19 protein-coding genes are annotated in these 14,151 nt (G+C 37.8%); 5 read left to right on the forward strand and 14 right to left on the reverse strand.

From position 1 onward, the window contains the following. Positions 1-85 precede the first annotated feature (85 nt). The 8 genes from V7124_RS14560 to V7124_RS14595 all read right to left on the reverse strand — a co-directional run bounded on the left by V7124_RS14560 (position 86) and on the right by V7124_RS14595 (position 5,786). A complete protein-coding gene (locus V7124_RS14560) occupies positions 86-757 on the reverse strand; it encodes an urease accessory protein UreH domain-containing protein (protein ID WP_335490241.1) in 672 nt (223 codons plus the stop codon). A 65-nt stretch (positions 758-822) separates the two neighbouring features. After that, positions 823-1,647: an urease accessory protein UreD gene (locus tag V7124_RS14565; RefSeq protein WP_335490244.1), complete on the reverse strand. Its 825-nt coding sequence runs from the start codon at positions 1,645-1,647 to the stop codon at positions 823-825. Then, positions 1,648-2,259 carry an urease accessory protein UreG gene (gene ureG / locus V7124_RS14570; protein WP_335409834.1) on the reverse strand — a complete coding sequence of 204 codons (612 nt, stop codon included), beginning with the start codon at positions 2,257-2,259 and terminating at the stop codon, positions 1,648-1,650. Between the two features lie 23 nt (positions 2,260-2,282). Continuing rightward, positions 2,283-2,969, reverse strand: coding sequence for an urease accessory protein UreF (locus V7124_RS14575; protein ID WP_335490246.1), 687 nt, complete (start codon positions 2,967-2,969; stop codon positions 2,283-2,285). Continuing rightward, positions 2,962-3,417 (reverse strand): urease accessory protein UreE, encoded by a 456-nt coding sequence (ureE, locus tag V7124_RS14580; RefSeq protein WP_335490249.1) that lies wholly within the window; start codon positions 3,415-3,417, stop codon positions 2,962-2,964. Before ureE ends, V7124_RS14575 begins: the two co-directional genes overlap by 8 nt. A 10-nt stretch (positions 3,418-3,427) precedes the next feature. Further along, positions 3,428-5,140 carry an urease subunit alpha gene (gene ureC / locus V7124_RS14585; protein WP_335490252.1) on the reverse strand — a complete coding sequence of 571 codons (1,713 nt, stop codon included), beginning with the start codon at positions 5,138-5,140 and terminating at the stop codon, positions 3,428-3,430. Continuing rightward, positions 5,137-5,460, reverse strand: a complete 324-nt coding sequence (gene ureB / locus V7124_RS14590) for an urease subunit beta (RefSeq protein ID WP_335490255.1) — start codon at positions 5,458-5,460, stop codon at positions 5,137-5,139. The genes ureC and ureB overlap by 4 nt, the downstream gene beginning before the upstream one ends. A gap of 23 nt (positions 5,461-5,483) precedes the next feature. Next, positions 5,484-5,786 carry an urease subunit gamma gene (locus V7124_RS14595; protein WP_335409825.1) on the reverse strand — a complete coding sequence of 101 codons (303 nt, stop codon included), beginning with the start codon at positions 5,784-5,786 and terminating at the stop codon, positions 5,484-5,486. Between the two features lie 172 nt (positions 5,787-5,958). Here V7124_RS14595 and V7124_RS14600 point away from each other — a divergent pair, with 172 nt between their 5' ends. After that, complete coding sequence (locus tag V7124_RS14600) at positions 5,959-6,903, forward strand: urea transporter (RefSeq protein WP_335409823.1); 945 nt, start codon at positions 5,959-5,961, stop codon at positions 6,901-6,903. A gap of 132 nt (positions 6,904-7,035) precedes the next feature. Here the strand turns inward: V7124_RS14600 and V7124_RS14605 are convergent, their stop codons facing one another. Further along, positions 7,036-7,254: a DUF5342 family protein gene (locus V7124_RS14605; RefSeq protein ID WP_335409820.1), complete on the reverse strand. Its 219-nt coding sequence runs from the start codon at positions 7,252-7,254 to the stop codon at positions 7,036-7,038. A 152-nt stretch (positions 7,255-7,406) separates the two neighbouring features. Between V7124_RS14605 and V7124_RS14610 the strand changes: the two genes are divergently transcribed. Together V7124_RS14610 and V7124_RS14615 are read left to right on the forward strand one after the other, a co-directional pair. Continuing rightward, entirely contained in the window at positions 7,407-7,703 is a 297-nt protein-coding gene (locus V7124_RS14610; protein WP_335490258.1) for a hypothetical protein, read from the forward strand. Between the two features lie 45 nt (positions 7,704-7,748). Further along, a complete protein-coding gene (locus V7124_RS14615) occupies positions 7,749-8,003 on the forward strand; it encodes a DUF2533 family protein (protein ID WP_335490261.1) in 255 nt (84 codons plus the stop codon). Between the two features lie 29 nt (positions 8,004-8,032). On the opposite strand, the gene V7124_RS14620 is transcribed toward V7124_RS14615, so the two are convergent. Continuing rightward, positions 8,033-8,827 (reverse strand): alpha/beta fold hydrolase, encoded by a 795-nt coding sequence (locus tag V7124_RS14620; RefSeq protein ID WP_335490264.1) that lies wholly within the window; start codon positions 8,825-8,827, stop codon positions 8,033-8,035. A 172-nt stretch (positions 8,828-8,999) separates the two neighbouring features. Between V7124_RS14620 and V7124_RS14625 the strand changes: the two genes are divergently transcribed. Beyond that, positions 9,000-9,365 (forward strand): carboxymuconolactone decarboxylase family protein, encoded by a 366-nt coding sequence (locus V7124_RS14625; protein ID WP_335490267.1) that lies wholly within the window; start codon positions 9,000-9,002, stop codon positions 9,363-9,365. A 52-nt stretch (positions 9,366-9,417) separates the two neighbouring features. Here the strand turns inward: V7124_RS14625 and V7124_RS14630 are convergent, their stop codons facing one another. The 4 genes from V7124_RS14630 to V7124_RS14645 form a co-directional block, all read right to left on the reverse strand. After that, positions 9,418-10,593 carry a DHH family phosphoesterase gene (locus tag V7124_RS14630; protein WP_335490270.1) on the reverse strand — a complete coding sequence of 392 codons (1,176 nt, stop codon included), beginning with the start codon at positions 10,591-10,593 and terminating at the stop codon, positions 9,418-9,420. Between the two features lie 28 nt (positions 10,594-10,621). Beyond that, positions 10,622-11,530: a CBASS cGAMP-activated phospholipase gene (locus V7124_RS14635; protein WP_335490273.1), complete on the reverse strand. Its 909-nt coding sequence runs from the start codon at positions 11,528-11,530 to the stop codon at positions 10,622-10,624. 145 nt (positions 11,531-11,675) lie between these two features. Then, the gene (locus V7124_RS14640) at positions 11,676-11,846 is read right to left on the reverse strand and encodes a hypothetical protein (protein ID WP_335490276.1); all 171 of its coding nucleotides are present in this window, start codon (positions 11,844-11,846) and stop codon (positions 11,676-11,678) included. Between the two features lie 35 nt (positions 11,847-11,881). Beyond that, positions 11,882-12,730, reverse strand: coding sequence for a metallophosphoesterase (locus V7124_RS14645; protein ID WP_335490279.1), 849 nt, complete (start codon positions 12,728-12,730; stop codon positions 11,882-11,884). A gap of 211 nt (positions 12,731-12,941) precedes the next feature. Here V7124_RS14645 and V7124_RS14650 point away from each other — a divergent pair, with 211 nt between their 5' ends. Beyond that, entirely contained in the window at positions 12,942-14,093 is a 1,152-nt protein-coding gene (locus V7124_RS14650; RefSeq protein ID WP_335490282.1) for a glycoside hydrolase family 18 protein, read from the forward strand. Positions 14,094-14,151 lie beyond the last annotated feature (58 nt).

Here is a 14,151-nt window from a genome sequence, read left to right on the forward strand (position 1 = left end):
CTTATCCCACCGCTATTTTAAAGTTAACAAAAAAGCCATACTCCTGTCTGAAGTATGGCACCTTTTAGTAAATAATATTACATGCTTAAATCCATAGTTTAAATAACCCTTCACTAAATCCTAAATTATACATATAGTAGATTCCAAACACGATACTAATTACGCCCGTTGTCATGATAAGTGAGCGATTTAATGTAAAGCGATTCTTACTTAGTACAAATGGAAGGCCCAAAACGGTTGTAAAAAGTAACATACCAGTAATCGTTCCTAGACCAAATATCAAAAGATATACACCGCCCTGCCAGAGGGAATTAACTGAGCTCATGGTTAGTAAAACCATGGCTGCGCTCCCTGCTAGTCCATGAACAATGCCAATGAATAAGGATTTGAAATAGGATACCTCCCTTTTATTCAAATTAGTTGCTTCAGATGGCTCCAGATGAGAATGTTTTTTGTTTCCACTATACCTTAGAATACTGGTTGTTCCTAAATACGCAAGCATGATGCCTACTAAAAATTCCAACGACATCGACCATTTGTCGGAAATTTCATTTTTCATTACTATGAAAATAAAACCAATGATAAAAAGAGTAGCAGTATGCCCAATTCCCCAATACACTCCCGCAAGTGAAGAATGCCATAAATTTTTGCTTTTAGACGCTATCGTAGATACTGCAATTACGTGATCAGGTTCAATTGCATGTTTAATTCCCAATATGAATCCTAGCGCCAATATTGTGATCAATGAAACCTCCATCTAACTCCCCCTGCCTTCTCTCTCTTCTTGTTAATACAGCCTACATTACCTTCTGTCTTTGAACATTAATATTTTCGAAGAAAACTTGGGCTTATTTTAAACCATTCTTCACTAATGATATGATGACACTCCGTAAATATTCGTTCAATTGTTTGCGTAGAATTTGCTAATACTCTTAAGGTGAATCCTTTTACAGGCAGTAAGGACAGTCCAATATCACATGCATGTGTATTTAAATTTAGGGCATGATATAACCGATCCAAAAGATCTGGGGTTGTTCGTTCCTCAACGACTAGCATGGAACCCAGATGCGTATAGCCTTGCATAAAACCAATACCCTCAATATTTTGAGCACCCGGGTTCAATCTAATATGATCATATACCACAAGTTCATCATCCATATAGATTTCATTGATTAATTGAAGATTTTCATAGCTGAACCTTTTTCCATCAGCAGACCACCCTGGGGTAATAATATCGGAATAAAGTAACGTAGCACCTTTAACCATGTGGATGACATTTTTTTGTTTATACCTCGCTTGTTGATAAGCAATAAGCGGATCCGGCAAATACTCAAGATAACAGCCCTCCTGAAGAAAAATTTCTGTTTCCTGATATGCATGAGTAGTAGGTGTTTTATATACCTTTGTCGCGGATTGTGTGGTTAAGGTTAATCTGGCCTGGTTTTCCAATGAAATACGCAGAGAATAGCGGTCTCCGTCTAAATATCCTCCCCCAGGGTTTAAAATATAAAAACACGCTTGTCCGGATTCGTCATGATAAACCGGACGCATAACTTTTAATGCGCCCTGAAAATATACATTCTTTGCGACAGTCTTACCTTTTCTATTTTCTACGTCTAACTTCAAGACTCCTGTCCAGTCTTTCATTTAATCCAATCCTTTTAAGAGTGCATTTCTCTTAATCCAGTCAATTACCTGATCAAGTCCCGTATTATCTTTTAAATTGGTAAAAACAAATGGTTTATTCCCACGAAAAACCTTTGTGTCCGACTCCATCACTTCTAAACTTGCACCAACATAAGGGGCTAAATCGGTTTTATTAATAATGAATAAATCTGATTTAATCATCCCCTGCCCACCTTTACGCGGAATTTTTTCACCTTGCGCCACATCAATAATATAAATAGAGAAATCAACAAGCTCTGGGCTGAATGTAGCCGCAAGATTATCCCCGCCGCTTTCAACAAAAATAAGTTCAACATCTGAATGCTTCTCTATTAATTCATCGATAGCCGCAAAATTCATCGAGGCATCTTCACGAATCGCTGTATGAGGGCAGCCCCCTGTTTCAACACCAATGATACGGTCTGCAGGCAAAACACCATTCTGAATTAAAAACTTTGCATCTTCTTTCGTGTAAATATCATTCGTAACAACTGCCATGCTGATTTCATCTTCTAAATGACGCGTCAGCTTTTCAATTAGCATTGTTTTTCCGGCCCCAACCGGTCCGCCTACACCAATCTTAATCGGTTCCATCATGACACTTCCTTTCCAATATACTAGGACATGAAAATACGAATATTCACACGCTCATGCTTCATTTGAGCTAACTCAAGCCCTGGTGACGTAATTCCAAAATCCTCTTCATCTAATCCTTGAATTTTTTCCATCGCTTGAACTAAATAACCCTGAAATTCCTGTATCGTTTTTTGCCCGGCTGTCTGGCCTAATGGGATCGCCCGAACGGCATTTTGAACTAAACTGGAAACGGTAGAATACAAATAATAGAGGGTGGTAGTTGATTTAGAAACTCCAAGATGGTGCCCAACCATGGTAAAAACAATAGATGGGTGTCCAAAAGATTTCTTCTTTTTAATTCGTTCCCTATATAAAGTTAGGACCGGAAAATCATATAAAGATTCCACAAGATTTAACATGCGCTCACCCATTCTTTGTGAACCTTCCCTCGTTTCGCGCGGCAAACTTTGGACCATCAGCATACGATCTACTCTCCATAACTTTTCAAACGCTTCATCTTCTAATGCTTCATACACAAGACGAGAAGCAAGCCCATCTGAATAGACGAGCTGCTCATTTAAATACACATGAAGCCATTGTGCAAATGTTGCTTGATCATACACTTTGTTTTCTTGAATATAGCTTTCTAATCCATACGAATGGCTAAAAGCACCGGTTGGAAAGTTAGAATCACATAATTGGAATAAAGATAAAATTTGATTAGACATGACTATGCCCAATATGACGAAATGCTTGTTTCACTTTCCGATCCTCTCGTTTAAAAGGAATTTGCAATTCCTGTAATAATTCCTCGACAAGGTAATCATATTGGACGAGCATCTCATCTTCTTCGAATTGGGCCGGTAGATGACGGTTTCCCAATTGATGGGCAATGGTCCCCATTTCTTTTAACGAGCGTGGACTGATCACGAGTAGATCATCCGATACGACATCAATTATAATCATATTTTTATCATCCATAAATAAAACATCACCCGCTACTAGGTCACGCGGATTTTTTAACCGGATACCAATTTCTTTGCCATGGTCGGTAGTCACCCTTTGAATCCTTTTTACTAAATCGGCACTTTCCAAGTAAACTTTTTCCTTATGACGCTTAATTAGTTCCTCCTTCTCCATCTGTTCAATATTCGTTACTATATTTTCAATGATCATAAAATTCACCTCAAAATAAGAAATAGCGTTGTCCCATCGGAACTTTGTCGACAGGGTCACAAGTTATATGTTCTCCGTTTACTCTTACCTCATATGTTTGCGGATCAACGGTTATTTCCGGGGTTTCTGAATTAAGCTTCATATCTTTTTTTGTTAATTTCCGGATGCCATGAACAGGAAGAATCATTTTTTCTAAGCCTAATTTCTCATGAACTTTCCCATCAAAGGCAGCTTGAGAGATAAACGTAATGGAACTCTTCAGTAAAGCTTTTCCCATGGTCGCATACATCGGACGATAAATGATCGGCTGTGGTGTCGGAATGGAGGCATTGGCATCTCCCATTAAGCCTTGCACAACAAATCCATTCTTAAGAACAAGTTCAGGCTTTACCCCAAAGAAAGCAGGTGACCACAAGACAAGATCTGCAATTTTCCCTACTTCCACCGAACCAACATGATCAGAAATCCCATGGGTAATGGCAGGATTAATCGTATATTTAGCCACAAAACGCTTCACACGATTATTATCAGAAAGCTTGCTGTCCCCTTGCATCGATCCTCTTTGTTTTTTCATTTTATCTGCCGTTTGCCAAGTGCGTAATACGACCTCCCCAATTCGTCCCATTGCCTGTGCATCTGAGCTGACCATGCTAAATACGCCCATGTCCTGCAGAATATCTTCAGCAGCAATGGTTTCACGTCTAATTCTAGAATCAGCAAAGGCAATATCTTCTGGTACCGATGGGTTTAAATGATGACAAACCATGAGCATATCTAAATGTTCATCGATCGTATTTATGGTATATGGCAATGTTGGGTTCGTGGAGGATGGAAGAACATTCATGTAACTGGCCGATTTAATTAAATCCGGGGCATGCCCTCCCCCTGCACCCTCTGTATGATACATATGTATCACTCGATCTTTTATAGCTGCCATCGTATTTTCCACAAATCCACCTTCATTTAAGGTGTCTGCATGAAGGGCAACCTGTACATCATATTGATCAGCCACCCGGAGTGCGTGGTCGATAGCCGAAGCAGTAGCCCCCCAGTCTTCATGAACCTTTAACCCGATTACCCCTGCTCTTACTTGTTCCGCCAACGGCTCTTCAGCTGCCGCATGTCCTTTCCCAGTGAAACCAACGTTAATCGGCAGTCCCTCTGCCGCTTCTAGCATTCGATGGATATTCCACTCTCCTGGGGTTACCGTTGTGGCCCTTGATCCCGCAGTAGGACCCGTTCCCCCTCCAATGAGAGTGGTTAGACCAGCAGTAAGTGCTACATCAATTTGAGCTGGATTAATAAAATGAACATGCGTATCAATTCCACCGGCTGTCACAATCATTCCTTCACCAGCAATAATTTCTGTAGAGGCCCCGATAACAATGTCGACTCCATCCATCACTAAAGGATTCCCGGCTTTCCCAATTGCGGCAATTTTACCGTCACGGATCCCAATATCGGCTTTAAAAATTCCTGTGTAATCCAAAATGATCGCATTCGTGATTACCACATCTGGTATTCCGTCTCCTCTGGTTACAAGTGGATGTTGTCCCATTCCATCACGAATCACTTTCCCGCCGCCAAAAACGACTTCCTCACCATAGGTTGTATAATCCTTTTCAATTTGAATAATTAAATCTGTATCCGCCAATCGGATGGAATCGCCTGTCGTTGGTCCATACATTTGGGAATATTGCTTTCTTGGCATTTTAAAACTCATTGGTTACCCCCTCTTTCCACGGAACCATCTGTTTTATTGTTAAATCCATAAACACGACGTTCTCCGCCAAAATCAATTAAATCAATCTTTTTTTCATCCCCAGGCTCAAATCGAACCGCAGCACCCGCTGGAATATTCAACCGTTTCCCGAAGGCCTCTTCTCTACTAAATTGAAGGGCTTCATTTACTTCATAAAAGTGAAAGTGAGATCCTATTTGGACAGGACGATCCCCGGTATTTGTTACTGAAATAGTCGAAACGATTTTACCTGCATTACAAACAATTTCTTCTTCCTTTAAAAATTGTTGACCTGGCTCCATTTTTTCATGCCCCCAATCGCATTTTATCTAACTGGACTATGTACCGTTACTAATTTTGTTCCATCAGGAAAAGTGGCTTCTACCTGAATATCATCTATCATCTCTGGAATACCTTCCATAACATCATCCCTCGTTAAAATAGTTGCACCATATTCCATTAATTCAGCAACTGTTCTTCCATCCCTTGCACCTTCTAAGACTTCATAGGTAATAAGTGCAACGGCTTCTGGATGATTTAATTTTAAGCCTCTTTCTTTTCGTCGTTTAGCAAGATCCGCTGCTACGACAATTATTAGCTTATCAATTTCACGTGGTAATAATTGCATCATAAGCCTCCTCATTTTCATGTAATTACCAACTGGTTCTTTAGTTGAATAGGTAAAACTAAAATAGATTCTTGAAATAAATCGAACACATCTAGCCTTCCCATTTTCCTTACCTTTAAACAACCTATTCCCACTAATATTCTATTTACCACATTAAAGAGAGGAGATTTTCATGGAAATAAGCAAAGATACTTCTAAGTCAAAAAGTGCATTTTTTTCATTGATTTTGGCTTCCCTTAAAGGGATTTCTCAAGTTATTTTTATAGATCGTGCCGTTTCTGGAGCCATTATTTTACTAGCGATTTCCATTTCCTCTTATTCTTTGGGAATCATTACGCTGTTATCTTCCGTTATCGGGACGCTTATCGGAAAAATAGGAGGTGCACATGAAAATAGTGTAAGTACTGGTCTATACGGTTATAACTCCGTGTTAACTGGTATGGCATTAACTTTGTTTTTAACCGGACCCTCAAAGTGGATCATCGCTTTATTTGGAGCAGCTATTGCGGCCATATTTTCAGCTGCTATGGTGCATTTTTTAAAAAACACAGCAATACCAATCCTAACATTTCCTTTTATCATCCTTACCTGGTTTATGCTCCTGAGTTCTTATCGATTAAAAGCATTCCAGTTAAGTAACACTCTAATACCTCAAAGCCTGAGGCAATGGGAGCTAAATATTGCGGGTAAGGTAAATTGGACAGAGGGGATCTTTAATGGCATTGGGCAAATATTCTTCCTGGATAATATCTTATCCGGAATTTTGCTTTTCATTGCTGTTTTTTGGGCTGGATGGAGATTTGGCCTTTATGCAGTTATAGGAAATGCTGTTGCTTTATTTACGTCATACGGACTTGGAGGAGAACATTCTTTAATATTAATGGGGCTCTATGGCTACAATGCCATTTTAACTGCGTTAGCTGTAGCCCTGGTATATAAGACGAATGATAATCGATATGCCCTTTTAACCGGAATCCTTGCTGCTTGTTTGACAGTCCCGCTTACAGCCAGCATAAGTACCTGGCTTTTGCCATATGGAATTCCGACCCTCACAATGCCGTTCGTGCTCTGTACCTGGCTTTTCCTAGGAGCGAGAAAGGTTTTCACTAAAATGTAAAGAGTTGGATGGAATTTCAATTACAAAGAAAAACCTCGGTTACTATTCTACTCATCCACAAAAAAACGACTTAAAATTCACAATCTGAATTTATAAGTCGTTTTTTTAGTTAACACTTGTGTTTTCTTTGTTTCACGGTTGTACGTAATTTGACATTAACTCTTGAACCTTTGATTCTACAGCTCTTAAATGACCATCGTCTAAATCGTCTTTAGGATGTGGATTAAACCAGTGGATTTCGCCGTCATGGAAAATCCCTTGATAGTTTTCACCTTGAATATTAAGCGTAAACTGCTGACGTTCATGAATCTGATCCTCAAACATCTGTTTTACTTCAAAATCTTGAAACACTATGAATCCCCCCTAACATATTTACTCTTTAAAGTTTCTCCTAAAATGTCTTAAATATAATAATTTATTTAGCACCCTTAGTTATTAAACACCTAATTTAACCTAGATTTCCTATATAATAAAATTATGATGTTTTTAAAGGAGAATTCTTAATGGATCAAAAACAATTAGAAGAAAAAATTATTCAACGCTATCAAGGTGAGGAAAAAATGATGATTCTCGTATTTGCGCAATGGTGCGTCAATCATGATTTAAATCCGGAGGAATTGTATTTACGTGCCTACCCTGCTCAGGTGTCAAACAGCGCATTAAAAGAAGCATTGGAATTAGTTGTACCTAAAGAAGAAGCTGGTGAAATTGGTGACGAAACACTTCTAGGTGTTTTATCTTTGTTTGGAAATGATGATCTTGCATTTGTTGTGACAGAGGAAATCGCAAAAATGAAATAACAATATGTTATTATTATAACAGTTAACAATTTGAGGAGTGAAATCATGAGCGTACATAAAGATTTAATGAAACATGCTGAAAACCAAAATAAAAGTTATCAGCAATTTTTAGCCTGGGATCAGCAGCGTGAGCAATTTATTGAAGAAGCCATTGAATTATGTAAACAAGGTAAACCTTTTTCAACTGATAAAATAAATGAAGTAACCAATAAAATGAATAAAATTAACTTAAGAATTATACCAATCAAAAAAAATGTTACAGTTGAAATGGTAAAGGAATATGTAAACTCTAATAAATAAAATCCACCAATGGGTGGATTTTTTAATGATTATTTCAAGGTATCCAAAAAGTCCTTCATGTTATTGATTAGCGCAGTTGGATTTTCATACATACTCATATGCCCTGAATCTTTTAGTAGGACTTGTTTAATAGTTGGTTTGCTAATAGAAAATGTCTTTTCAGAAGGGATAATTTGATCATGTTCACCAGCGATTAAAAGGACTGGAATTATTGCACTCTCTAAAACGAAATTACGATCTGGGCGATTTTTCATCGCAATCAGTGTTTTCATGGCACCCTGTGAAGATGTGTTATAACCTATTTCCTTTGCTGTTTGAATAGCAGTATGATTTTTCTCTACGTTTTCAGGTGAGAAAAGTTTTGGTACGAGTCCATCAATAAATGCAGGAATCCCTTCCTTCTCAACCTTTTTAACACCTGCCTCCCTTCCCTTTTTCGCTTCTTCTGAATCCGGGAAAGCAGTAGAATGAATTAATGAAAATCCGTTTAACATTTGACTATACTTCTCTGCAAAAGCAAGGGCAATATAACCACCTAGGGAATGCCCGAACATGGTTACTTGTTTTACATTCAAATAATCTAATAGCATCTTAATATGATCTGCGATATCTTCAATCGTGATGTTTCCCTCAAGGTTAGAGGATTCTCCATGTCCTGGAAGGTCTAGAGCAATCACTCGGGAAGATTTTGATAAGGTAGTAATCAGATTCTCCCAATATTCTTTGTTTCCACAAAAGCCATGTAGAAGGACAATCGGGCTTCCCGTGCCTTCTTCCAAATAAGACACAGCTAGCCCATTCAATTTAATCGTATTTTCCCCCATGTTTTCTCCTCCATTCTTTCACTCAGGTAATACTCATATATATTACTTTTCCACTTTTTATTTTATTATGCCCTATATTTAAAAAAACTTCAGAATTAATTTGGTTAAGTATCACTTAACTTGCTTATAATAAAGTTTGTTTAATGAATATTGGAATGGAGCTGAACGATAAATGGAATTCGAGGCAAGAAATTCTACTGAAGCTGCTCTTCACGAGTATAAAGCGGGTTTAGGTGTTTTTACTCAGAAGATGCCGGAATTTGCTAAGCACTTTAACGCATTTACCGAGGAATGCTTTAAAGATGGTGCACTTTCACAAAGAGAAAAGCAGTTGATTGCTCTAGGAATTAGTCTTTATTCACAAGATGAATATTGTATCATCTATCATACAAAAGGCTGTCTTGACCAAGGCTGTTCTGAGCAGGAAATCCTCGAAGCTGTTGGAGTAACAGCAGCATTTGGTGGCGGTGCTGCAATGAGCCAGGCGGTTACACTTGTGCAGGAATGTATCGAGGATCTAAATCAACTGAAACAATAATAGTCGTGCATAATAAATCCACCTAAAACCTTACGTTATAGGTGGATTATTTTTATTTTTTAATATGGTCCATTAAATATTGAACAAATTCATCGTCTTTTACCAGCCAAACTTCATGGTATCTTTTTAAAAAGCTCTCGCCTTCTTCAAAACTTGCAAAGGTTTCCCCTAATTCTTGATGATTCTGTTCAACAGCCCATTCTTGATCATTAATTTTATACAGGAGAAAAATCTCTCCCTCTCTATTTTTGTACAAAGTTCCGAACGAAGAGCCCTTTAGATTATATCTGTTTCGTCTCGCATCCTCCGGGACTGATTCTAAATGAAAGGTTTCAGTAACAAATTGTTTATATGCTTCCTCCGTTAAAGAACAGCCAGAGGCTTTTGTATGTCCGCCCCCGCCATATTGACTAGCTACTGCAGACACATCAACATGATCATGGATTGTTCGAAATCCCATTCTTTTTCCGCCAATATTTAAAATTGCAATATAATCAAGATGAGGGTATTCTTTACCAAGCTCATTTCCAAGTTCAGAATGATAGGATTCGGCATAAACCACACCCGCAAATAGTCCATCAATTTGTGTTTGGACCAGCTCCCTCCTTTTCCTGCGAATATAGCGATCAATTTTATCTTCTTCCATATCCAAAATTCTCTTTTCAAATTCATCAAAATGAAAATGCTCGATTGTTGGAAGGCGTGAGATCATTTTTTCTTCAAATTCATCAATGGAAATAAGATAAAACAAGGCATTCAAACGTTGAGCTTCTTGGTTCTCATTTTTTTCCCATTCCCACGTATCATATTGTCTAACCAGCTCGACAAATTCTGTAATTGTCTCTGAGGGCTCTATTAGCTGGTGTGAAAGCAGGTATTCATAAAATAAGGATGTGGCTGAAGTTAATTTTCCTTGTTTATCCTCAACAACTACATGACCCCACTCATACTCGTTATAATGAAGAGCTGTTTTATGATGGTCGATCAACTGTACTTTACCCCCATTACCATAAAACTCATTAAGACTACGTTCATTTTTTTCATTTACAGACAGATCTGTGATAAATAAAAATGTATTCCTATCATCGTTTTCTAGAAACCATTCAACCTCACGATTTAAACCAGTAATTGAATTGTAGCGAACGTTCACATCATCACCAAAAGCTAGTTTTGCTAGAATTCCACATCCAACCCCATCTAGATCATTGTGAGACAACAGCTTGTACAAATTCTCCACCTCTTAAAATAGTCTATTCCTACCTAATAAAATTCAAGATATTCTCTTTCTGATTGTAATATACTTTTCTTCCTAGTTCACTCAAGACATCCATGTACCGCACATCATCAAATGGAACTTCCTCACCTAGTTCTTCATTAATTCGAAGATAGTGTTCCTTAAGGAGAAGCTGGCAATGATAGGATACCGATTCTGAAGAAAGATGAAGTGCCAAATCAAGTAGTTTCGGTGTAACCTTCATTGATGGGATATTAAAGGGCAGCCATTGATTAATCCCCCAATACTTATCCTTGTCCAGTGTGAAATCAATATTTTGTAAGCCTGTTCCTATTGATAGGATTTGGATTTCTTCCATTCCTTTTTGGAAATAATGAATGGCTTCGGTAAGACCAACTAACGAAGGATTATTTGCCCATAATCCCCCATCAATTGATAAGTATTCCTCTCCAATTTTGTTTGGTGGAAAATAGACAGGTGCCGAACAAGAAGAAAGAACGGCATCCCAAAGCTTTATCGATAAATCACCATTTTCTTGGTTTCCAAAGTTAGTGCGGTGTATAAAAGGTTTTCCATGTGTAATGTCTACAGCTGGGATAAGCAGAGGTGTGAATATATCCTTCAGTTCTAAATCACCAAATGATTTTTTTAAAAGATGTCTTAAGGAACGATCACTATAGACACTTTTAAAAAGACCCACCTTTGCTTGTCTTTTAAAAATCTTTTCTCCATATAGCATGTAGCTTTCATGAACTTCCTTCATTTTTTTATTTAGTGAAACGGAAGCAGCGATAATGGCTCCAGTACTTGTCCCGGCCACAACATCAAACAATTTACCTACTGGATGCCCGACTTCTTCTTCTAGTGCTTGTAAGATGGCTATCGCAAAAATCCCTCGTATCCCACCGCCATCTATACATAGTATTTTCATTAAAATTCACCTAATTTTTACCTTGATTTTGTTAAGTTTGCCCCTAAGTATTAATTAAATACAAAGCGTCCATAACACGAATAAGGCATCTCGTTATCACTATCAAATAAAAATCCATCTCTGATAAGATGGATTTTTTTACTTTTTACGGTTCAAACGTAACGTTGATTTTTACAATTTCCGAACGTGTACCTATTCGAAGCGGCAATCCCCAGACACCATATCCTGATGAAACAATCGACTGCAGCTCACCTTTTTTTAAGTAGCCCCAATCATTTTCGAAGATCCTATTGGTTATGAGATTACCTGGAGCCACTTGTCCTCGATGTGTGTGACCCGAGAGGATCAGGTCTACCCCGTTTTTTCAGCTATATCTAAATCATATGGTTGATGTTCAAGAAGAAAGACTGGTTTTGATAAATCTACCTGCTTCATTAATGTAGATAACTCCGCTCTTAAAACGTCTTGATATCCTTTATCTTTTCTACCGACCAGAGTAATCCCCTCAGGAAGGTTCAAAACATCATCATCTAAAACTTTCATGCCGCTGTTGTTAAATATCTTAACAAGGTCTGCTTCATCACGGTCATGATTTCCAAGAGAAGCATAGACAGGTGCATCAATTTGCTTCAGAATATCTGGTATTCCTTCTTCAAGAAAAGGAGTTACATCATCATCAATAATATCTCCTGGAAATAGGACAAGATCAGGCTTCTGACCATTTATGTAAGCTACCAGTTTTTTTGCCTGTCCTGCTCCAGATAAATCTCCAAAATGCATATCGGATGCCATAATAATTTTTAAGCTTTTCTTCCCTTCTACCTGCTTAGGTATATGAATCTGATAGGTTTTGTCTTGAGGACTATAGGCATTAAACATTCCGAAGAAGAATGAACAAATAATTACAACAATAAGCGTATAACCGGTCCATATAATAAACTTTTCTTTCTCTATATTTGTAAACCTTCTTAAATAAACAGCTATATTAGCGACGGGCAAGAGTAATAGTAAAAAGTAAAACAACGATAGCCAGATAGCACCTAGCCAAGTGAAAAATATGCTTTCATCCAACCAACGCGAAAAAATAAAGGAATAAGCAAAAATAACCAATACTACCCAGAAAATAATTTTGATACTCTTTCGATCACTACTAATGTTTTTAAACCAAACCCAAATATTATAGCCAATATAAAAAATCAATAAATTATATAGCAAAATAATTCCTATTCCAACAGCCCACACAGAAGTAAATCTCCTTTACATTAAAATAGCCTACTCTAATTAGACATTAACAACAAATTGAGACTCGAAAATTACCATTAATTCGCAAGGCTGATATTACCAGCGCCACGTCCTTTCAATTTTGATACAATTTTATAGTATAACAATAATATAGGGAGGAATACAATCTATGAAAAAACGAACAGTCCTCCTAACCCTAGTAGTCCTTTTTACCTTTATTGGGGGGATTTTTACAGGAGTATTATATTCAAAAAGTAAATCTGAACAAAACTCTAAACCAATAAAAATAGATGAATCACCAAGATCGGAAAAAAATCCTGAGGAAAAAGATATACCTCCAGAAAGTATAGAGGAAGCAAAAGTATTAATGGGATATGTTCAGGATTTTCGGGATCCTAATGTCGTGGATTATTCCAAGCTAACACACGTAATCTTCTCATTTGCTCATCCAACTTCAGATGGAGGTATACTGCTAAATGGCGATTCTGCCATCAATAATTTACGAACCATGGTTACAAATGCTAAGGAGCACAATACAAAAGTTATGTTAGCCGTAGGCGGCTGGTTTCATATAAATGGCGGGGAATCCTATGAGCCATTTAAAGCTGCCATCAGCAATCCTGACTCGAGGACACGACTTGTAAATGAGCTTACCAGTATTGTTGACCGTGAACAGCTTGATGGCATTGATATCGATTTTGAACATCCTCGTTCAAAAGCAGACGCTGCTAACTTAACTGCATTTACGTCGGAGCTAAGCAGTCAGCTTCATCCTAAAGGAAAAGAACTATCCATTGCTGTTTATGCGAAAATTCATGCGGTGACAGGCACCGAAATGGGCTTTGTTGTTTTTGAACCCTCGATGTTTCAATATGTCGATCATGTAAATATTATGGCTTATGATGGTCAGTGGGATGGCGGCTACAATGCGGCTAATCTATCTCCTTATCCTTTTACGGAGAACATAGTAAACTATTGGGCAACACTTTTTGATGAAAATAATTTGCCAAAAGAAAAGCTTGTTTTAGGTGTACCATTTTATGCACAGCCAGAAGACCCAGCGATTAAGCAGGTTTCATATGCAGCTATCATTAACCAGGATCCAGCAAATGCTGCTAACGACACCGTAAGTATGAATGGAACCATCTATCATTACAATGGTGTTACTACCATTCAAAAGAAAACCAATTTAGCACTTGAGCACGGGTTTGGTGGAATGATGCTGTGGGAGGCCGGGCATGACAGTAAAGGCGAGCACAGTTTGACCTCGGTAATATTTAATGAACTTGTTAAATCAACAGATGCTGTAGCAAATAAATAATAAAAGGCTGTACACTAATTTGAGTAAAGGGTTCCGTTTTGAGGTGCTTTTCTTAAAA

The sequence above is a fragment of the Neobacillus niacini genome, assembly GCF_036961885.1.
Taxonomy (GTDB): Bacteria; Bacillota; Bacilli; order Bacillales; family Cytobacillaceae; genus Neobacillus; species Neobacillus niacini_H.